19 protein-coding genes, 1 other RNA gene and 1 riboswitch are annotated in these 20067 nt (G+C 65.3%); of the genes, 16 read left to right on the forward strand and 4 right to left on the reverse strand.

Annotated features, from left to right (window positions below; genetic code table 11):
• Positions 1 to 53 precede the first annotated feature (53 nt).
• Positions 54 to 304, reverse strand: a riboswitch (cobalamin riboswitch).
• A gap of 50 nt (positions 305 to 354) precedes the next feature.
• The 4 genes from IV113_RS01735 to IV113_RS01750 all read left to right on the forward strand — a co-directional run bounded on the left by IV113_RS01735 (position 355) and on the right by IV113_RS01750 (position 2116).
• Positions 355 to 603, forward strand: a complete 249-nt coding sequence (locus IV113_RS01735; protein WP_291080201.1) for a DUF904 domain-containing protein — start codon at positions 355 to 357, stop codon at positions 601 to 603.
• Between the two features lie 61 nt (positions 604 to 664).
• On the forward strand, positions 665 to 1048 hold the full coding sequence (locus IV113_RS01740) for a cell division protein ZapA (protein WP_056276750.1): 384 nt from the start codon (positions 665 to 667) through the stop codon (positions 1046 to 1048).
• 70 nt (positions 1049 to 1118) lie between these two features.
• A non-coding RNA gene (ssrS, locus tag IV113_RS01745) (6S RNA) lies at positions 1119 to 1298 on the forward strand.
• A 2-nt stretch (positions 1299 to 1300) separates the two neighbouring features.
• The gene (locus IV113_RS01750) at positions 1301 to 2116 is read left to right on the forward strand and encodes a sulfite exporter TauE/SafE family protein (RefSeq protein ID WP_291080207.1); all 816 of its coding nucleotides are present in this window, start codon (positions 1301 to 1303) and stop codon (positions 2114 to 2116) included.
• A 94-nt stretch (positions 2117 to 2210) separates the two neighbouring features.
• Here IV113_RS01750 and rraA read toward each other — a convergent pair whose 3' ends face one another.
• On the reverse strand, positions 2211 to 2714 hold the full coding sequence (gene rraA, locus IV113_RS01755) for a ribonuclease E activity regulator RraA (RefSeq protein WP_291080209.1): 504 nt from the start codon (positions 2712 to 2714) through the stop codon (positions 2211 to 2213).
• A gap of 270 nt (positions 2715 to 2984) precedes the next feature.
• Here rraA and IV113_RS01760 point away from each other — a divergent pair, with 270 nt between their 5' ends.
• From IV113_RS01760 to IV113_RS01775, 4 genes are all read left to right on the forward strand, one after another.
• Complete coding sequence (locus IV113_RS01760; RefSeq protein ID WP_291080211.1) at positions 2985 to 3434, forward strand: SWIB/MDM2 domain-containing protein; 450 nt, start codon at positions 2985 to 2987, stop codon at positions 3432 to 3434.
• A gap of 139 nt (positions 3435 to 3573) precedes the next feature.
• On the forward strand, positions 3574 to 5406 hold the full coding sequence (locus IV113_RS01765; RefSeq protein WP_291080213.1) for a hypothetical protein: 1833 nt from the start codon (positions 3574 to 3576) through the stop codon (positions 5404 to 5406).
• Between the two features lie 150 nt (positions 5407 to 5556).
• Positions 5557 to 6549: a phosphatase PAP2 family protein gene (locus IV113_RS01770; protein WP_291080215.1), complete on the forward strand. Its 993-nt coding sequence runs from the start codon at positions 5557 to 5559 to the stop codon at positions 6547 to 6549.
• Entirely contained in the window at positions 6546 to 8477 is a 1932-nt protein-coding gene (locus tag IV113_RS01775) for a hypothetical protein (RefSeq protein WP_291080217.1), read from the forward strand. The genes IV113_RS01770 and IV113_RS01775 overlap by 4 nt, the downstream gene beginning before the upstream one ends.
• A gap of 3 nt (positions 8478 to 8480) precedes the next feature.
• On the opposite strand, the gene IV113_RS01780 is transcribed toward IV113_RS01775, so the two are convergent.
• From IV113_RS01780 to IV113_RS01790, 3 genes are all read right to left on the reverse strand, one after another.
• Complete coding sequence (locus tag IV113_RS01780) at positions 8481 to 9131, reverse strand: Crp/Fnr family transcriptional regulator (protein WP_291080219.1); 651 nt, start codon at positions 9129 to 9131, stop codon at positions 8481 to 8483.
• Between the two features lie 6 nt (positions 9132 to 9137).
• Entirely contained in the window at positions 9138 to 9833 is a 696-nt protein-coding gene (locus tag IV113_RS01785; RefSeq protein WP_291080221.1) for a hypothetical protein, read from the reverse strand.
• A 123-nt stretch (positions 9834 to 9956) separates the two neighbouring features.
• Entirely contained in the window at positions 9957 to 11657 is a 1701-nt protein-coding gene (locus tag IV113_RS01790; RefSeq protein ID WP_291080223.1) for a thiamine pyrophosphate-binding protein, read from the reverse strand.
• A gap of 38 nt (positions 11658 to 11695) precedes the next feature.
• Between IV113_RS01790 and IV113_RS01795 the strand changes: the two genes are divergently transcribed.
• The 8 genes from IV113_RS01795 to IV113_RS01830 all read left to right on the forward strand — a co-directional run bounded on the left by IV113_RS01795 (position 11696) and on the right by IV113_RS01830 (position 19989).
• Positions 11696 to 12346 carry a TetR/AcrR family transcriptional regulator gene (locus IV113_RS01795; protein WP_291080225.1) on the forward strand — a complete coding sequence of 217 codons (651 nt, stop codon included), beginning with the start codon at positions 11696 to 11698 and terminating at the stop codon, positions 12344 to 12346.
• A gap of 77 nt (positions 12347 to 12423) precedes the next feature.
• A complete protein-coding gene (locus tag IV113_RS01800) occupies positions 12424 to 13428 on the forward strand; it encodes a tripartite tricarboxylate transporter substrate binding protein (protein ID WP_291080227.1) in 1005 nt (334 codons plus the stop codon).
• Between the two features lie 21 nt (positions 13429 to 13449).
• A complete protein-coding gene (locus IV113_RS01805) occupies positions 13450 to 13938 on the forward strand; it encodes a tripartite tricarboxylate transporter TctB family protein (RefSeq protein WP_291080229.1) in 489 nt (162 codons plus the stop codon).
• Between the two features lie 21 nt (positions 13939 to 13959).
• Entirely contained in the window at positions 13960 to 15459 is a 1500-nt protein-coding gene (locus IV113_RS01810; protein WP_291080231.1) for a tripartite tricarboxylate transporter permease, read from the forward strand.
• Positions 15456 to 16286, forward strand: coding sequence for a sugar phosphate isomerase/epimerase family protein (locus IV113_RS01815; protein WP_291080233.1), 831 nt, complete (start codon positions 15456 to 15458; stop codon positions 16284 to 16286). The genes IV113_RS01810 and IV113_RS01815 overlap by 4 nt, the downstream gene beginning before the upstream one ends.
• Entirely contained in the window at positions 16283 to 17638 is a 1356-nt protein-coding gene (locus tag IV113_RS01820; RefSeq protein ID WP_291080235.1) for a hypothetical protein, read from the forward strand. The genes IV113_RS01815 and IV113_RS01820 overlap by 4 nt, the downstream gene beginning before the upstream one ends.
• Positions 17639 to 17811: 173 nt before the next feature.
• Positions 17812 to 18783 carry a tripartite tricarboxylate transporter substrate binding protein gene (locus IV113_RS01825; protein ID WP_291080237.1) on the forward strand — a complete coding sequence of 324 codons (972 nt, stop codon included), beginning with the start codon at positions 17812 to 17814 and terminating at the stop codon, positions 18781 to 18783.
• 42 nt (positions 18784 to 18825) lie between these two features.
• A complete protein-coding gene (locus IV113_RS01830; protein ID WP_291080239.1) occupies positions 18826 to 19989 on the forward strand; it encodes a Gfo/Idh/MocA family oxidoreductase in 1164 nt (387 codons plus the stop codon).
• Positions 19990 to 20067 lie beyond the last annotated feature (78 nt).

Consider the following 20067-nt stretch of genomic DNA (forward strand, 5'->3'; position numbering starts at 1 on the left):
TCACCATCTTCCCCGACGGTGCATGGGCATCACGGCGGCGCGGCCGTTGCCAGACGCACCACCACCTTGTTGGCCGGTATCCGGGCTGACAGAACAACCTTCATCGCCTTCCCAGACAACAACGTGTGTCGTCCAGTGGCTGCGTGATGAAAGCGGAGTGGCCCGATCTGCGTCGGGTCTCTCGTCTGCTTACCGTTGCGGGGGCAGCGCAGGTTAGGTTCGTCCTTGTGGACTCTCCCTCCTGCTTCCCGTTGAACTGCGGCATGTGAACCACACCGCGAGCACCAACAGGCGGCATTCTAAGCCGCGCCGGCGTGGGGCAACCCTACAATGCGAAAACTGCGAGTCCCCACCATGGCCGATCCCAAGCACCTTGATCAGATCACCGAGCGTGTCGAACGCCTGCTGTTGCGGCATGAAGAACTGCAGCGCACCAACGCCCTGCTGGTCGAGCAGGTGCACACGCTGCAGGCCGAGCGCGACTCGCTCAAGTCCCGCCTGATGGCCGCGCGCGCGCGCATCGATGCGCTGTTGGAGCGCCTCGCGCCCACGCACATCGACCCGGCCAGTGCCCAGCCCGACAGCCACAAGGACCGCGCATGAGCGCAGCGCCGGGCCGCCCCAAGCCAGCTCGCACCGCAGTGCAAAGCACGGAGGTTTTCCAATGAACAAGCCAGGCAGCAAGCAGATCGAGGTTCAGATCATGGGCCAGAGTTATCTGCTCTCGTGCCCGCCCGGTGGCGAGTCGTCGCTGCTCGACGCGGTGGAGCGCGTGGACACCGCCATGTGCCGCATCCGCGATGCCGGCAAGGTGAAGGCACGCGACCGCATCGCCGTGCTGGCCTCGCTCAATCTGGCGTTCGAACTCTCTCAGAAGGAAGCCGAGAGTTTTCAGGCTTCGTCCTTTGGTCAGCCGGACAACAGCGCGTTTGCCGAGGCCGGTGGCGCCTTCGACCACGAGCCTCTGGACCCGCAAACCCAAGCCCGCGTTGATGAACTCATGCGCCGTCTGGACCAGACACTCGACAAGGACGGCCGGTTGCTCTGACACCGTCCGTCACTGCGCTCTCTTTTCTTTTCCGCTGGCCCGCACGGGCCTCGCGCAGCACCTACAATTTCCCTGTCTGCAGTGCGCGCCGGGCTTTATATTTCCTTGAACCAATGCTCATAGAGCCCGGGCTTGGTACATTGCGTGGCTGGCGTGAGCGTCTCGCGTCAGACGATCCCGAAGCCACGCTGCCCTTGCCCACCTGAACCCCGGTTCAGGATGCCGGTCCGGCGGCACTTGCAGACACCTTTCATGCCTTTCGATCCCCTGTTGATTCTTCAATTGGCCGCGCTCGGCCTGGGTACCGGTTTTCTGGCCGGCTTGTTGGGAATCGGTGGAGGCATGCTCATGGTGCCCTTCATCACCTTCATCCTCTCGGCTCGGGGTGTGGAGGCCGATCTGGCCGTCAAGATGGCCATCGCCACATCGATGGCCACCATCATCTTCACTTCCATCTCCAGCGTGCGTGCGCACCACAAGCGCGGAGCCGTGCGCTGGGACATCGTCAAGGGTCTGGCACCGGGCATCGTGCTGGGTTCAATGATCGCCAGCCTGGGCGTGTTCGCCCTGCTCAAGGGCAGCTGGCTCGCGTTCTTCTTCGCCGGCTTCGTCAGCTTCTCGGCCACTCAGATGCTGCTGGACAAAAAACCCAAACCCACGCGCACCATCCCCGGCACCCCTGGCCTGCTCGGCGCGGGCGGCGTGATCGGGTTCCTCTCGGGCCTGGTCGGCGCTGGCGGCGGATTCGTCAGCGTGCCCTTCATGACCTGGTGCAACGTGACCATCCACAACGCGGTGGCCACCAGTGCAGCGCTCGGCTTTCCGATCGCACTGGCCAACGCAGTGGGTTACATCATTGCCGGGCAGAACGTACAGGATCTGCCCGCCGGCGCGGTGGGCTACATCTACCTGCCGGCACTGGTGGTGATCGCTTGCGTGAGCGTGCTGATGGCGCCGCTGGGCGTGAAGGCCGCTCATGCACTGCCGGTGAAGTCGCTCAAGCGGGTGTTCGCCGGCCTGCTCTACATGCTGGCCGCCTACATGCTCTACAAAGGCATCACAGCCTAAAAGGAGAGCCCCCACGCTCCGCCGCTTCGCGGGTCGCTGCCCCCCAAAGGGGGCTGGCCTTGCTTGGGGCGGCCCGGCGCGGCGGCCTGACCCATCAGGTCAGCGCGCGATCCGCGACAACGATGCCGTCCTCATCGGCATAGAGCCAGTCGCCAGGCCGCACCCACACGCCCTGGATCTGCACCGCCACATCGCGCTGGCCTTCGTTGCGCTTCGCGGTGGGCAGCGGCAGGGATGCCAGCGCGCGGATGCCGGTCTGGCTCGTCGCGAGTTCGGCCACGTCACGCACACAGCCATCGATCACCACACCGGCCCAGCCATTGCGCGCAGCCGCTGCGCCCAGGTTGCCGCCCAACAAGGCACGGCGCAACGAGCCACCACCGTCAACCACCAGCACGCGGCCCTCGCCCGCGCTGTCCACTGCGGCCTTCACCAGCGAGTTGTCTTCGAAGCATTTGACGGTGACCACCGTTCCACAGAAGCGATGCACCGCACCGAAATCGCGGAACACCGGTGGCAGCACACGAAAGGCGCCAGAGGTGTCGTTCTTGTGTGCATCGCACAGATCGCAGGTGGCGAATGATGGCGTGTTGGTCATGGAATTTCCTGTCAAAACGTGAAGCGCGGACAGCGAGGAAAACAGCGCCGCATTTGAGCAGATGCGCCTGCACGCCGCGTCGCTTGGGGCTCTGCCCGCGTCGAAGTGTTGTTTTCCCCGCCAAAAAGCAGCTTTCCCCCTCTGAAAACGAAGAAAAAACCGAGTCGCCCTCCTTGGATTGCATGTGCATCTCCATTAGCATCCGAGACACCAGTGTGAAAGCGCGTTTTCCGCTGGGGAATAAGTCAACTTCTAGAAGGAAATTCAACCATGGCAACTGCGAAAAAAGCTCCCGCTAAAAAAGCGGCCCCGGCCAAGAAGGCTGCTGCTCCGGCAAAGAAGGCCGCTCCGGCCAAGAAAGCCGCGGCACCTGCCAAGAAGGCTGCTCCTGCGAAGAAGGCTGCTCCGGCCAAAAAAGCCGCTCCAGCCAAGAAAGCTGCACCCGCCAAGAAGGCAGCTCCTGCCAAGAAGCGCACCCCCAACGCTGCGTTCATGAAGGCACTGACCCCCAGCGCCGCGCTGGCCGCCATCGTGGGTGCAAGCCCCCTGCCGCGCACCGAAGTCACCAAGAAGATCTGGGAATACATCAAGAAGAACAAGCTGCAGGACTCGGTGAACCGTCGCATGATCAATGCCGACGCCAAGCTCAAGGAAATCTTCAAGAAGGCCCAGGCCTCCATGTTCGAGATGACCAAGCTGGTCAACGACCACCTGAAGTGATCCTGGCTTTCGCACCCGGTTGGGTGTGATTCCCCAGCAAAGCCGACGCAAGTCGGCTTTGTTGTTTTCGCCATCTCCGCAACGGACGCTCAAGTGCAGTTGTGAGAAACTGCAACGCAACCCGCATACCCCCACCGGCATGACCAGCAGCCCCACCCCCAATACCTCGCAGATCCCGGACGACAAAGGGGCTGGGGAGACTGCACTTCCATTGCCGCAGCAGCGCCACAAGGTGGTGCTGGTGATGGACCTGGTGGAGTCGGTGCGCCTGATGGCCGCCAACGAAGCCGCCGTGGTGAACCAATGGCGCGGTTTTGTGCACCACGCCACCAGCACGGTGCTGCCCGACTGCAAGGGCCGCATGGTCAAGAGCCTGGGCGACGGCATGCTGGTGGAGTTCGACCAGCCCACCGATGCGGTGCGCGCGGCCCTCACGCTGCACAAATACTTTGCCCCGCTCAACGACACCTTGCCGGTCAACCAGCACCTGTTTCTTCGGGCCGGGCTGAACGCCACACACCTCTACGCCGACGAGAACGACGTGTATGGCCACGGCGTGAACCTCGCGGCCAGGGTGGCCGACCTCGCCGCCCCGGGCGAGACCATCATCACCGCCAGCATCTTCGACGGCATCGTGGTGGGCATGGATGCCGAGGTGGAAGACCGCGGCGAAAACTACCTCAAGCATTGGCCCGAACCGGTTCGCACCTGGGCCATTCATCCAGTGAGTGCGGGGTCGTCCGCGATCCGAGCCCAGGTGCCAGAGGGCACTGCGCTGGACTTCCGCCCTTCAATCGCCGTCGTGCCCTTCGAGACGCGCAGCCACGTCACCGAACAGTTCGTCATTGGCGAACTCATTGCCGACGGCGTCATCGCGCAACTCGCGCGCAGCCCCGATCTGCGCGTGATCTCCCGCCTGTCCACCACCGCCTTCCGGGGGCGCACCTCTTCCGCAGGCGAAATCGGTCGGCACCTGGAGGCCACCTTTGTGCTGGGCGGCAGCTACGTGACCTACGGCGACAAGGTCGTGATCATGGCGCAGCTCACCGACAACCGCCGCGAAGAAGTGATCTGGGCCGATCGGCTCACAGGCGACGTGCGAGACCTGATGGAAGCCCAGAGCGCACTGCTGGACGCCCTGTGCTCTGCCTGTTCCAAGGCATTGCTGAACGACGTGGTGCAGCGCACCCTGGTGCTGCCCCTGCCCCAACTCGACAGCAACGCCCTCTTGCTCGGTGGCATCACGCTCATGCACCGCTCCACGCCGCGAGACCTGCAACGCAGCCACCAATTGCTCGAAGCGGTGGTGGAGCGCCACAAGCGTGTGGCCACGCCATGGGCCTGGCTGGCCAAGTGGCACATCATGCAGGTGGTGCAAGGGCTCTCGGCCGAACCCGCGCGAGACTTTCAACGCGCCATTGACACCGCAGACCGAGCACTCGATCTGGAACCTGGCAGCTCTCTGGCCATAGCCATCAAAGGCCATGCGCTGTGCCACCTCGGAGACGACGTGGACGCATCGCGCAGGCTGCTGCAGGAGGCGACGCTGAGCAATCCGAACGACCCGATGGCATGGCTCTACAACTGCGTGTGGGCACAGATGTGGGGAACCGACGAAGATTCGGTCAGCTACGCGGAGCAGGCATTGCATCTTTCGCCGCTTGACCCGCAGAAATACTACTTCGAGATGATGCTTGCGGCGAGCCATGCTGCCATGTGTCACTGGGAAGAGTCCGTGCGGTTCTGCCGAGCTTCGCTGCAAAAAAATCGCTACCACCTGCCCACCATTCGATGTCTTCTGGTGGCGCAGTACGAGCTTGGCGCCGTGGACGATGCAAAAGAATCGTTGAAGCTTCTGTTGAGCATGCAACCGAACTTGACCCTCAACCACTATCTTTCGGCGGGCAGCCAAAGCCCGCTGCGTCAGCGAGTCGCGAACGCATTGTCCAATCTGGGTTTGCGCAACAACTAACCAAATGGAGAAACTATGAGCGGAGGCACAAGCGGCGGAACGAGTGGAGGCACAAGCGGCGGAACGAGTGGAGGCACCAGCGGCGGAACGAGTGGAGGCACAAGTGGCGGAACCAGTGGCGGAACCAGCGGAGGAACAGCCAGCGCGGTTGTGAATTCGGATGCCCTCATTCTCAGCCGCGCCGCCATCGTCGGCCCGTTCATCGGTGCGGTCCTGCACGTCAACGAACCTGTTTTCGACCAGCCCGACAACCTCAGGCTCTGGGCCGATGGCCCCCGCGTCGAAGCCTGTTTCACCGACCTCGTCGAGGGACTGCTCTTCAAAACACGCAATGGTCCCAAGGAGGCGATGCTGGAGTTTGCCAATCTGCAAGCCAGCAATATCCAGCGCAAAACTCTGGTGAAACTGCGCGCACCGACCAAGCCGCAGTTCAAGAAGCAGCTGGACCTGGTGGCCGCGTACGCCGACCTGCGGGCCGACCGCGCTGCCGAGATCGTGGCGCAAATGGCGCCTCCCATGGCCTTTTGGTCATCTGTGGTTGGGCTCACCGCGCACCGGCACAAGAAGACACTGCAGCTCATGGACCTGGTGTTCTCGTTGTGCATTCACGTCGAGATGCGCTTCAAGCACATCTTCGCCAGCATCCGGCCGGTGGCGATGTCGCCACAGATCCAGCCCATGATCGAGACGCCGGGACACGGCAGCTGGCCCAGTGGCCACGCCACCGAAGCGTTTGCCATGGCCGTGCTGCTGGAGGCGCTGCTCAACGCCGCGTCGCCTCAGGCCAGCCCCCCCAATGGCTCCGAAAGCCGCGAGCAATTGCAACGCCTGGCCGCACGCATTGCGACCAACCGCGTGGTGGCCGGTGTGCACTATCCGGTCGACAGCGCTTGCGGGCGCTTGCTCGGCACCGCTCTGGCCGAATTCCTGGTGGCTCGGGCCACTGGCACCAAGGTGCACGAGCGCGGTTTCGACGGCCGCCTGTTCGAAGGCCCCCATGGCGAACCGCTGGACTTCAGCCTGCACCAGTCGATGGACCACACCAGCGGTCACGCCTACACACGATCGGCGAGCAGCACGGGTGTGGGCAACGCGCCCCTGGTTGCCTGGCTGTGGGAGGAAGCGATCAAGGAGTGGGCATGAGCGCGGGCTGGGCCCCGTTACCTACCGGCGAATTCACCGGCATCCACTGGAGCGCGCCTGGCGCCATCGACGGGCAAGACCCCTACTTGGCGTGGGCCGAAGCCGACAAGTTCGCCGGCTACCGCGTCAAGCCAAAGGGCAAGCCGCCGAAGTGGCTGCCCATCGTCATTGAACTCACACCGGGCGCCAGCGTGCCGGCGCTGGTGGCGGCCTCCAGCACGAAGTGGCTGCAGATACCGCGCGTGTATCTCAACCTGCCCGCGCTGCGCTTTTGCACGGCACACGTTAGCCACAAGTTCTTCCAGCGGCTGCGCTCCGACCCACAACTGCGCAGTCTGATCCAACGCCTGGAGCTAGGCCTGCCGGTGGGCCACCACACGCAACCGATCCACGACCCCTGCACGCCGGGCGCACATCCCGTCAACGCACCCGATCGCCTGAACGGAAAGGTACTGGGCTTGATCGATGGCGGATTGGCCTTTGCCAACCAGGTCTTCCTCAACGCCAAAGGCCGCACACGGGTGAAGCACTTCTGGCGTCAGGACGACACGCAGGACGGCAACTGGCCAGGCAACGAGCCGCACCACCAGACGCCGCTGGACCCCGCTCGCGCCGGCCCCCGACCGCGCGACATGGGCTACGGCCACGAACTCTCGGGCGCGGCCATCAACAAAGCCATGGCGGCCTACACGCACCATGGCCGGCTGGACGAAGACGCGCTCTATGAGCACCTCCAACTGTGGGATCTGAGCAAACCCGTCAACCACGGCACACACGTGATGAGCCAGGCCTGCGGCTCGGGCAACCTGCTGCAACCCCGGGACGACGAGGCCAGCCGCTGCGACCTGATCGCGGTGCAGCTGGACTGGTCCAACGTGCTCGATACGTCAGGAGGCGCGATGAACGTGAGCGTGCTCGATGCACTCATGTACATCCTGGCGCGCTGCACGCCCCAAGCTCAACTGGTGGTGAACATCAGCTGGGGCACGCTGGCAGGCCCACACGACGGCAGCTCCATCCTGGAGGCTGCGATGGACCAGCTGATCGATCTGTACGGGGGACGTCTGCAGGTAACGGTGCCCGCGGGCAACGCCTACCAGAGCCGCACCCACGCCAACGACACGCTTGCACCGGGCGCATCGGTGCCCTTGCACTGGCGCGTGCAACCCGACGACCGCACGCAGAGTTTTCTGGAGATCTGGCTGCCCGACGATGCGCAAGGTGTCGAGATCAGCGTGACGCCACCCGGCCATGCGCAAGCCTTGCCACCGCTGCGCAAAGGAGAGTCGGGTCTGTGGCTGGGCGCCGACGGCCTGCCGATGTGCGGCCTGATCTTTCCGAACGACTCGGCGTTGGGCATCGGTAGCACCTGCGCCCTGCTGGCGCTGGCGCCCACCTTCAGCCGCTACCCCAAAACGGTCATCGCACCGTTTGGCTCATGGCAAGTGACGCTGACCAACACCGGCGCCGAGCCCGTGGTGTTCGACGCCTATGTGGAGCGGGACGACGTTGCGCTGGGTCAGGACACCGGCGCGCGGCAGTCCTACTTTGAAGACGCGTGGTACGACACCAGCGGCAACATCGGCAGCTTCGTGGACCACCCGAACAACCCCACGCCCATCCGGCGCAGCGGCACCTTCAACAGCCTGTCGACCGGGCAGAACACGGTGAGCGTGGGCGGCCTTCGCCGGCACGCATCGCCCAGCGGGCACTTCGCGCTGTACTCCCCGCGCAAACCCGACCCGGACGCCAGCCGACCACAACGCCCCGGCGTGAAGAATGTGCCCGACACGCTGGCCGTGAGCGACGACAACCCCGCCCTGTGGGGTGTGCTGGGCGCGGGCAGTCTGAGCGGGAGCGTGGTGAGGCTGGCGGGCACCAGTTCGGCCGCGCCGCTGGAGGCACGACGCCTGATCAACCTGCCCTGACGCTCACCAGCGGGCCGGCAGCGTCTTGAGCAGCCAGATCCAGCGCTCGCGCACGGCGATGTAGCCGCCGGTCTCCAGATCCTTGAGCAGGCGGCTCACCATCTCGCGTGAGCACGCCAGGTGTTGAGCCATCTGCTGGTGGGTGAGGCGCTCCTTGAGCGCGCGCTCACCCCGCTCGTTGGGTATCTGCGCCAGGGTGTTGAGCAGCCGGACCAGGCGACCGTACACGTCGATCAGCGCCACACTGCGTGCGCTGTCGGTGGCCAGGCGGGCTCGGCGGATCAGGCGCGCCATGAGTTCCAGCGCAAATTCGGGGTGTTCGGCGATGTAGGCCAACAAGGTGGTGCGGCTCACCACCGCACAGGTGCTGGGCTCGGCGGCTTCCACGTTGGCCGAGCGGGGCCCGCCATCCAGCGACATCTCGCCCACGTACTCCAGCGGACCGTAGAGGCCCAACGTGAGTTCGCGCCCGTTGTTGTCCGACAGAAACGCCCGCAGGCGGCCCTGCAGCACGATGTACAGCGTGTCGCCAGTCTCGCCTTCCTGGATCAGCAGGGTGCCGCGCCGATAGCGGCGCTGCACGCCCTGCGCGGCCAGCGCTTCAATGTGTTGGTTGGGATGGGCAAATACAGAGGCGGAAGGTATGACTGGCATCCATGCTCACGGGTGGATTGACTCCGCGGCATTGTGGGGCATGGGCATCACGATGCGCAAGGCGGGCACCACCGGCGGCAGGCTGTTGATGCGCTGCAGCAGCCGGCGGATGCTGGCCGAGCCCGCCTTCTCGCGCAACGTTTTGATCTGGCTGCGGATGGTGGACGAGGCCACACCGTGCTCGGACGCGATCTCCGGGATCTCCAGGCCACGGCACAAACCCATGAGCACCGCTTCTTCACTCGGGCTCAGCCCAATGGTGCGGGCAAACATGCGCACCGCCAGGTTGTCGCAGGTGCTCTGGCGCGAAAGCATCACCAGCACGCTGGGCGGGTCGGCTTCGAGCGGGTGGCTCAGGGGGGTGAAGGTCATGGCCAGCTCGCGCTCGCCCTTGTTGAGCAGCGCCAGTCGGCGCTGGCCGCGAAACGCCGCCTCCATGGCCAGTTGCAACTGCGCGGTGAACTCGGCATTGCTGCCCAGCAGCATGTTGCCGTACGACATGAGCATGCGTCCGCTGGCGAGTTCGTGGCGCGCCAGGTGGTTGGCGTGCAGGATCGTTCCCTGTGCATCGACGATCAGCATGCCGTAGTCGACTTCGTCGAGCACGCGCAGCAGGTGTGCCCGCCCCATGGATGGCTGACTTGGCCCCCCGCCCAGTTCGTGAACCTCGGGTAGCTTGGTTGCACCGGTTACTTGCCACATGGCCACTCTCCCTTTGATTGGATAAGACCAGTCTAGGCAGGCAGTGCGCTCAGAGGGTGTATGGAAGTGCCGGGGTCTTTGTGATGTATTCACCAAACAGCCATGCGGCCGGGAGCGTGGAGGTCAACCGGGCGACTGCGCGCGCGCCCGGATGGCCGTGAGCGTGCCCCGTGTCGTGATCACATCCACATCGATCATCACCTCGATCACGCTGCCGCCCGGTGCGGCCAAGGCGCGCTGCAGCGCGGGCTCGAACTCGGCCGTGTGCGTGATGCGCTCGGCCGCATAGCCATAGGCGCGGGCCAGTGCGCAGAAGTCGGGGTTGGACAAGGCCGAGCCGCTGACGTTGGCCGGGTAGTCACGTTCCTGGTGCATGCGGATGGTGCCGAAGCTGCCGTTGTTGAGCAACAGCACGATGCTCTTCGCGCGGTGCTGCACGGCGGTGGCCAGCTCCTGGCCGTTCATGAGGAAGTCGCCGTCGCCCGCGATGGTGAACGCGGTGCGCCCGGTGAGGATGGCCGCGCCGATGCCGGCCGGCACGCCATAGCCCATGGCACCGTTGGTGGGCGCGAGCTGTGTCTTGTGGCCCTTCACCAGCCCGTGGTAACGGAAGAAGCGGTGCAGCCAGCTGGCGAAGTTGCCGGCGCCATTGGTCAACACGGCGTCTGCTGGCAGATGCTTTTGCAGCGAGTGCACGATGGCGGGCATGTCGATGGTGCCGGGCAAGGTGATGCCACCATTGGACGGATCGATGTTGGCCAGGTAGTCAGCGTTGCAGGCCTGCGACCAATCACTCCAGGGCACGGTCGGCGGCGCGGTGAGCACTTCCAGGCTGCGCGCGGCCGCGTTCATGGTGGCGTTGATCGCCAGCGTGGGCTGGTAGACGCGGCCCAGCTCTTCGGCACTGGCGTGGATGTGCACCAGCTTCTGCTTGGGCACCGGCGCCTCGATCAGCGTGTAACCCCCGGTGGTGGCTTCGCCCAGGCGCGGGCCAATGGCGATCAGCAGGTCGCTCTCGCGCACGCGCGCCGCCAGTGCCGGGTTGATGCCCAACCCCACGTCGCCCGCGTACAGCGCGTGGTGGTTGTCGAAGGTGTCCTGGAAACGGAAGGCATTGGCCACCGGCAGTTGCCAGTTCTCGGCGAAGCGCTGCAGCGCGGCGGCGGACTGCGGCGTCCAGCCGCCACCACCGGCAATCACCAGCGGCCGCTCGCTCGCCAGCAACAGCGTGCGCAGCTCGCGCAGCGCGCCCGGGTCGCTCCAGGCCTGCACCGGCTCCACGCGCGGCAAGGGCTGCGCGTACACCGTTTGCGTGAGCATGTCTTCGGGCAGCACCAGCACCACAGGGCCGGGCCGGCCGTTCATGGCCGTGGCAAAGGCGCGCGCCACGTACTCGGGAATGCGGCGCGCGTCGTCGATGCGTTCCACGCGTTTGGCCATGCCCTTGGTGGACGGGCCGAAGAACGATGCGTAATCGACCTCCTGAAAAGCCTCGCGGTCGCGCGCATCGCTCGCCACATCGCCCACGAAGAGCACCATGGGGGTGGAATCCTGGAACGCGGTGTGCAGACCGATGGAGGCGTTGGTGGCGCCAGGGCCGCGCGTCACGAAACACACGCCGGGGCGGCCAGTGAGCTTGCCCTGCGCTTCGGCCATGAAAGCGGCTCCGCCTTCCTGCCGGTTGGTGATGAAGCGGATACGCTCGGCGTGGGCATGAAAGCCATCGAGCACGGCGAGGTAACTTTCCCCGGGGACACCGAAGGCGTGGGTCACGCCCTGGGCAATCAGGCATTCAACGAGCAGATGGCCGGCTATGCTGGGCATGGATTGACTTTATTAACCAATTGGGGAATTATTCCAGCATGAGCACCACACCCACACCGGTTGCAGAAGAGCGCCTGAGAGACGCCGACCGGTCGCAGAATACCATTCTGAATGCGGCACGCGACGAGTTCTCGGAGCATGGGCTGGGCGGTGCGCGCATGGACCGCATCGCCGAGCGCGCGGGTCTGAACAAGCGCCTGATCTACTACTACTTCGAGGACAAGGAGAAGCTGTTCCAGGCGGTGCTGGAGCAGGCCTACCGACAGATTCGCGAGGAGGAACGCCAGCTCAACCTGCTGCACCTCAAACCCGAAACCGCATTGCGCCGGCTGGTGGAGTTCACCTGGAACTATTACCTTGAGCATCCCGAATTTCTCACCCTGCTCAACAGCGCCAACCTGCATCGCGCGCGGCATCTCGAACAATCGGACCGGGCGCGCCAGCTCAACTCGCCGCTGATCGCCACGCTGGGCGAAATCCTGGAGCGCGGCCGCGCGGACGGCACGTTTCGTGGCGGGGTCGATCCGCTGCAGCTCTATGTGTCGATCGCCGGCCTCTCGTACTTCTACCTGTCGAACAACCACACGCTGTCGGCCATTTTCGGACGCGATCTCATGACGCCCAAGGCGCACAGCGAAAGGCTCTCCCACATGTGCGACGTGATCCTAGGGTATGTCCTGATGAACTGAGCAGGTTTGCGGCTTGACGTCGGGCAGGTGGATTTTTAGTATTAACCGCCCGGTGAATTAAATCCAGGAGACCTTGCATGACACCCGTTCGCGTCCGCCAACTGCTCATCACCTCCCTGCTCGCTGCGGCCTCGGCCAGCGCGATGGCCCAATGGAAGCCCGACCGACCGATCACGTTGATCGTGCCCTGGGCGCCGGGCGGCTCCACAGACCAGGTGACGCGCGTGACCGCGGCCGAACTCGAGAAGCACCTCGGCCAGAAGATCGTGATCATGAACCAGCCCGGCGCTTCGGGCTCGGTGGGCACCAAGAACGCGATGGCGGCACCGGCCGACGGCTACACATGGACGGCCGGCGGCGCCAAGGACCTCGGCACCTACAAGGTGCTGGGCATGCTCGACACCTCGGCCAGCGACTGGAACCTGTACCTCAACGTGGCCCACATCGCGGTGGTCGGCGTCAACGCCGACACGCCGTACAAGACCATGACCGAACTGCTTGCGGCCATGAAGGCCAACCCCGGTTCGGTCTCGGTGGCCACCGCGGGCGTGAACTCCAGCGGCCACTCGGCCATTGAAGCCATCGCGCGCGTGGCCGGTGTCACCTACAAACACGTCACCTATGACGGTGGCGCGCCCGCCGCCGTGGCCGCCGCTTCTGGCGAAACGCAAGTCACCACGCAGCTCGCGGCCGAACAGACCGACATGATCCGTGCCAAGAAGATTCGCCCCTTGGCGGTGGTGGGCGACAAGTCGATCGAGATCGAGGGCTACGGCACCATCCCGCCGCTGTCGCAGTTCATTCCCGGTTTCAAGGACCCGATCAACTACTTCGGCATCTTCGTGCCCAAGGGCGCGCCGCCCGAAGTGAAGCAGACGCTCGACAAGATCTGGGCCACCGAGATGGTCAAGAGCGATGCGCTGAAGAAGTACGCGCAATCGCGCGGCGCCATGTTCGCGCCGATGGCGGGTGAAGAAGCACAGAAGGCGGTGTTCCCGGCCATCCAGTCCTACGCCTGGACGCAGCAGGCAGCCGGCAAGGCCAAGGTGTCGCCGGACACCGTGGGCATTCCCAAGCCCTGATCCACACACACGGAACACCGCATGACCGAGGGTGGAACATCCGCCCGCTCCGACCTCTGGGGCGGTGCGGGCTGGGCGGGCTTTGGCCTGCTGATCGTGGTGCTGGCGTGGCGCATGGAGCGCTTCGAGTCCATGGGCGCCGAGCTCTACACCATGCCGGGTTTCGTGCCGGGCATGTTGGGCGGTGTGCTGCTGTTGCTGGGCACCGTGCTGATGCTGCGCAGCTGGCACCGCAGCCGCCAGCAGACCGGCACTCCAGCGACCGAGCCTCTGTTCAACCGCCGCATCGGCCTCATGCTGGCGCTCTCGCTGGCCTACGCCGCCGGCTTGATCGGCCGCGTGCCCTTCTGGCTTGCCACTGCGGTGTACGTCGCTGTCTTCGTCGCGCTGTTCGCTCCACCCGAGCAGTCCGCGGTGCGCCGCCTCACCGTGTCCCTGCTCGCCGGTGTGCTCACCTCGGCGATCGTCACCTTCGTGTTCCAGCAGATCTTCCTCGTCCGTCTCCCCTGAGCACTCTCACCCCACGCCGCCATGTTTGAAGGACTGATCCTCTTCGGTGAATCGATCGTGCGCTTCAGCACGCCCGAGGCCATCGCCTACGCCCTGCTCGCCTCGTTGGTGGGCGTGATCATGGGTGCCCTGCCCGGCCTCACCGCCACCATGGCGCTGGCCCTCATGACCACGCTCACGCTCAAGTTGCCGCCCAGCCAGGCGCTGCTGATCCTGATCTGCACTTACGTGGGCTCCATCTACGGCGGCTCGCGCTCGGCCATCCTGCTCAACATCCCGGGCACACCTGCGTCGGCTGCGTCCTGCCTGGACGGCTACGCGCTGGCGCGCCAGGGCATGGCCGGTCGCGCCATGGGCATCGCCACCACCGGCTCGGTCATGGGCACGCTGATCGGCATGTTCTTCCTGGCCACCTTCACGCCGGTGCTCGGCGGCCTGGCGCTGAAGTTCGGCGCCTACGAATTCTTCTGGCTCGCCTTCTTCGGCGTGATCATCGCCGGCACGCTCACGGGTGACGATCCGCTCAAGGGCTGGATCGCGGGCATCGCGGGTCTCTTCGTGGCCACCATCGGTCAGGAACCGCAGTACGGCTTCGAGCGCTTTGCCTTCGGCGTGCGCGACCTGGCCGGCGGCATCCAGCTGGTGCCCGCGCTGGTGGGCGCCTTCGGTTTCGCCGAGCTGCTCACCGCCATGCGGCAGCGCCAGCTGCCGGTGAAGATCAGCGCGTTCGACACCGTCATCCCCAAGCTGCGCGACGTGACCCAGTACTGGCGCACCATCCTGCGCTCGGGCCTCATCGGCACCGGCGTGGGCATCGTGCCCGGTGTGGGCGAGGATGTGGCGGCCTGGTCGTCGTACGCCGCCGCCAAGCGCGCGAGCAAGGAGAAGGAAAAGTACGGCAAGGGCTCGGTGGAAGGCCTGATGGCCGCCGAGACCGGCGACAACGCCTGCGTGCCCGGCGCGATGATCCCGGTGCTCACGCTGGCCATTCCGGGCTCGGCACCCGCCGCCGTGCTGATGGCCGCGATGATCATCCACGGCATCAAACCCGGGCCGCTGATCATGGTGGAGAACCCGCAGTTCGTGTACGACGTGGTCGCCATGATGCTGTTCGCCACCATCGGCATCCTGATCTACGGCCTGGTGCTCACCAAGGCGCTGGTGCAGGTGCTGCGCGTGCCCCAGCACCTGATCGTGCCCATCATCCTGGTGCTGTGCGCGGTCGGCAGCTTCGCCATCGCCGGGCGGCTGTTCGATGTCTACGTGATGCTGGCGTTCGGGGTGATCGGCTTTTTCCTGCGCCACTTCGGCTACCCCATGGCGCCGCTGGTGCTGGGCATCGTGCTGGGCGACCTGATGGAGAAAAACCTGCGCCGCGCGCTCATCCTCTCCGACGGCAGCCTCGCGCCTTTCTTCACGCGCCCGATCGCCGGCACCGTGGCCGCGATGATCTTCGCCACCATCGCCTGGAAACTCTGGAGCCTGTACCGACGACCGGTTCACCGCAAGGCCGCGGTATGAAGCTGGCGCTGTGCAACGAGGTGCTGTTGCCGCTGAGCCTGCATGCACAGTGCGAGGCCGCGTCGCGCATGGGCTACGACGCCTTGGAGATCGCGCCCTTCACGCTGACCGACGACCCGCCCACGCTCGACACCGCAGCCGCGCGCCAAGTGCGTGCCACCGTGCACAGCCATGGCCTGACGGTCTCCAGCCTGCACTGGTTGCTTGTCAAACCTGAGGGCTTGTCGCTGGTGAGCGACGACACCGCGCTTCGCCGCCGCACGCTCGATCTGCTGCGCCGCCTGATCGATTTCGCAGCGGCCTGTGACGCACGGGTGCTGGTGCACGGCTCGCCCAGACAGCGCTCCCCCGCGCCCGGTCAGAGCGTGCTGCAAGCCACCGCGCGCCTCGAAGCCGCGCTGGCCGAACTGGCGCCACACGCCGCCGCCGCTGGCGTCATCTACTGCATCGAGCCGCTCGGGCCTTTCGAGACCAACGTGATCAACACCGTGGCCGAAGCGGCTGCACTGGTAGACCGCATCGGCTCGCCCGCCATCCGCACCATGCTCGACGTGAGCGCCGCGTCGCACAGCGAGACGGAACCGGTGCACGAGGTTCTGAAGGCCTTCCTGGCCAGCGGGCACATCGCCCACGTGCAGGTGAACGACAAAAACCGCCGCGGTCCCGGCCAGGGCGACACCGATCAGCGCCCGGTGCTGCAGGTGCTGAAAGACATGCACTACACCGGCTGGGTGGCGGTGGAGCCTTTTGAATACCTGCCCGACGGCCCCGGCTGCGCCGAATTCTCGGCGCGCCATGTGCGTGACATCTGGAGAGACCTGCCATGACCGCCGTGACCCTGCGCATCCACGAGGTGCAGCTGTACCAGCGCCACGTCACGCTGCGCCTGCCGTTCCGCTTTGGCGCTGCCACCGTCACGCAATGCCCGCAGGCCTTCGTGCATGTGGTCGGTGAGGTCGACGGGCGCAGTTTTGAAGGCGCCAGCGCCGAGCTCATGGTGCCCAAGTGGTTCGACAAGTCGCCCGCCCTCACGCACGAACAGAACTTCGAACAGCTGCGCGAGTCGCTGCGCAATGCCCGCGACGCGGTGCTGGCAGCCCGCGAGCCCATGAGCCCGCACATGCTTTCGCAAACGGCCGGCGACAACGCCATCGCCGTCTCGGTGGCGCGCGGGCTGCCCCGCCTGGCCGCGCAGTTCGGCCCGGCCCTGCTCGACAAGGCGGTGGCCGACGCGGCCCTGCGCGCGGCCAAGCGATCGTGGGTCGACGGGCTGCGCGCCGGCGTGCTGGGCGACCCGTGGAGCACGCAACTGGAACTGGTGCGACCGACCCAGGTGGTGCTGCGCCACACCGTGGGCCTGGCCGACCGGCTGACCGGTAGCGACACGGGTGCCGACCCGCAAGACGGTCTGCCCGCCACGCTGGAGGCAGCCATCCAGCGCCACGGCCTGCACCATTTCAAGCTGAAGCTCTGCGGGCAGATCGAAGCCGATGTCGAGCGACTCAGCCGCATCGCCGAGGTGCTGACACGTCTTGGTGGCAACTACCGCGTCACGCTGGACGGCAACGAAACCTTCACCGACGCGTCCGGTCTGGGCCGCTTCTGGCAGGCGCTTCAAGCAACGCCTGCGCTGGATGACATGCTGGAACGCACCCTGCTGCTGGAACAACCGCTGGCGCGCGCTGTGGCATTGCGCGAATCCATTGCGACGCTGGGCATTGATGTGCCTGTGATCCTGGACGAGTCTGATGACCACGCCAGCGCGCTTGAAGAGGGCCTGGCACTGGGCTACCGCGGCATATCGAGCAAGGCCTGCAAGGGCATCTACCGCTCGCTGGCCAACGCACACCGCATCGCGCAAGACCCGCGTTTGCTGCTCTCGGGTGAAGACCTGACCTGCCAGGCAGGTCTGGCGGTGCAGCAGGACACGCTGCTCGCGGCGAGTCTGGGCGTGCGCCACATCGAACGCAACGGCCACCACTACGTGGACGGCTTCGGCAGTGCGCCGCCCGAAGAGGCCCAGGCCTTTGCCGATGCGCACCCCAGCCTGTACGACACCGCCTCGGGCCGCGCGCACCTGACCGTGCGCCATGGCCAGCTTGACCTCACCTCGCTGCACGTCACCGGCTTCGCGTCGGCCGCCACGCCGCACTGGCGCCACCTGCAAGCCATTGTCTGATCGTTCACCATTTGGTGAATTGAAAGATCAAGCGACCGGCCGAATATAGGTAAAAACCCCGATCACACCCCCGGGATAATCCATTGCAGCTGGCCAACGTCGCTTCTATAATTTCCACTATTCACTGAATGGTGAATTAAAACAGCGACAGCACAACACCCCTGGAGACAAACATGACACTGATCCACGCCACTGCCCTGACCGTTTTAGCCTTCGCCGCCAGCCTGCCCGCCACCGCTCAGCAGGCCTACCCGAACAAGGCCATCCGCGTGATCGTGCCGTTCGCCGCTGGCAGCACCACGGACATCATTGCGCGCGCCATCACCGACAAGATGAGCCAGAGCATGGGCCAGCCCATCGTGGTGGACAACCGCGGCGGCGCCAGCGGCACCATTGGCCAAGCGGCGGTGGCCACGGCCGCGCCCGATGGCTACACGATCATGATCCACTCGTCGTCGCACACAGTGAGCCCGTCCACCTTCGCCAAGCTGTCGTTCGACACGGTGAATGACTTCGCCGGCGTCACGCCGATCACCTCCACGCCCAACGTGCTGGTGATCGCGCCCAGCAAGAACATCAAGACGCTGCCGGCACTGCTGGCCTACGCCAAGGCCAACCCGGGCAAGATGAATTTCGCCTCCGCCGGCCAGGGCAGCGCCACGCACCTGAACGCCGAGAAGTTCAAGATGGCCGCGAAGATCGACGCGCTCAACATCCCGTTCAAAGGATCGGCCGAAGCCGTGACCGAAGTGCTCGCTGGCCGCGTGGACTATTACTTCTCGCCCATCGCTCCGGTGATCGGCCAGATCAAGGAGGGCAACCTGCTCGCCTTGGCCGTGGGCTCACCGCGCCGCGCGAGCGCCCTGCCCGATGTGCCCACCACCACCGAAGCAGGTGTGCCGGGCTCCGAATTCAACTTCTGGATCGGAATGATGGCCCCGGCCAAGACACCACGCGACGTCGTCAACCGTCTGCACGACGAGGTGGTGAAAGCCCTGGCCACGCCGGAGGTGAAAGAACGCTTCCTCAAACTCGGCGCCGATGCCTGGACGCTCTCACCCGAGCAGTTCGACGCCTACATCAAGGAAGAGATCAAGAGCAACGCGGTGCTCGTGAAAGCCGCCGGCCTGCAAGTGGCCAACTGATCCGACCCCGCTGAATTTTCAAAGAAAGAGAAGGACTTGACGATGGCTGTTCAACAACTCGGCATCATCATGCACGGCGTCACCGGGCGCATGGGCATGAACCAGCACCTGATCCGCTCCATCTGCGCGATCCGCGCACAAGGCGGCGTGACGCTCTCCAACGGCGACCGGGTCATGCCGGACCCCATCCTGATCGGCCGCAACGCCGAGAAGATGGAAGCGCTGGCCAAGACCCACAACATCGCGCGCTGGGGCACCAACCTCGACGCGGCGCTGGCCAACAAGAGCGACACCATCTTCTTCGACGCCGGCACCACGCAGATGCGCCCGACCCTGCTGGCCAAGGCGATCCACGCCGGCAAGCACGTGTATTGCGAGAAGCCGATCGCCACCAACCTCAACGAAGCCGTGGAGATCGCGCGCCTGGCCGAAAGCTCGGGCCTCAAGCACGGCGCCGTGCAGGACAAGCTGTTCCTGCCCGGGCTGCGCAAGCTCGACATGCTGCGCCGCGCCGGCTTCTTCGGCCGCATGCTCAGCGTGCGCCTGGAGTTCGGCTACTGGGTGTTCGAAGGCGACCTGCAGCCCATTCAGCGCCCGAGCTGGAACTACCGCAAGGAAGACGGCGGCGGCATGATCCTGGACATGATGTGCCACTGGCGCTATGTGCTGGACAACCTGTTCGGCGAAGTGAAATCGGTCTCGTGCATCGGCACCACGCACATCCCCACGCGCTGGGACGAAGCCGGCAAGCCCTACGAGTGCACCGCCGACGACGCGGCCTACGCCACCGCCGAACTGGTTGGCCACAACGGTGAATCGGTGATCGCACAACTCAACATGAGCTGGGCCACCCGCGTGAACCGCGACGACCTGGTGACCTTCCACGTCGACGGCACGCACGGCTCCGCCGTGGCCACGCTGACGGGTTGCAAGGCCCAAAGCCGCGTGAACACGCCGCGCCCCGTGTGGAACCCGGACGTCAAAAACACCATGGATTTCTCCGATCAGTGGCAGGACGTGCCGGACACGCAGGTGTACGACAACGGCTTCAAGATCCAGTGGGAACACTTCATCCGCCACGTGGTGGAGAACGAGCCCTACAAGTGGACGTTGCCCGAAGGCGCCAAGGGTGTGCAGTTGGTGGAAGCCGCGCTGGACAGCTGGAAGGAACGCCGCTGGGTGGATGTTCCAGCCCTGAAGGTCTGAAACGGGAACACCCCCGCCGCGCTTCGCGCGACCCCCTCTAGGGGGCGACACCTGCGGCCCGGCGGAGCCGGTTCCGCG

Origin of the sequence: Hydrogenophaga sp., assembly GCF_018780385.1 — a bacterium.
In the GTDB taxonomy this organism is placed as follows: domain Bacteria; phylum Pseudomonadota; class Gammaproteobacteria; order Burkholderiales; family Burkholderiaceae_C; genus Hydrogenophaga.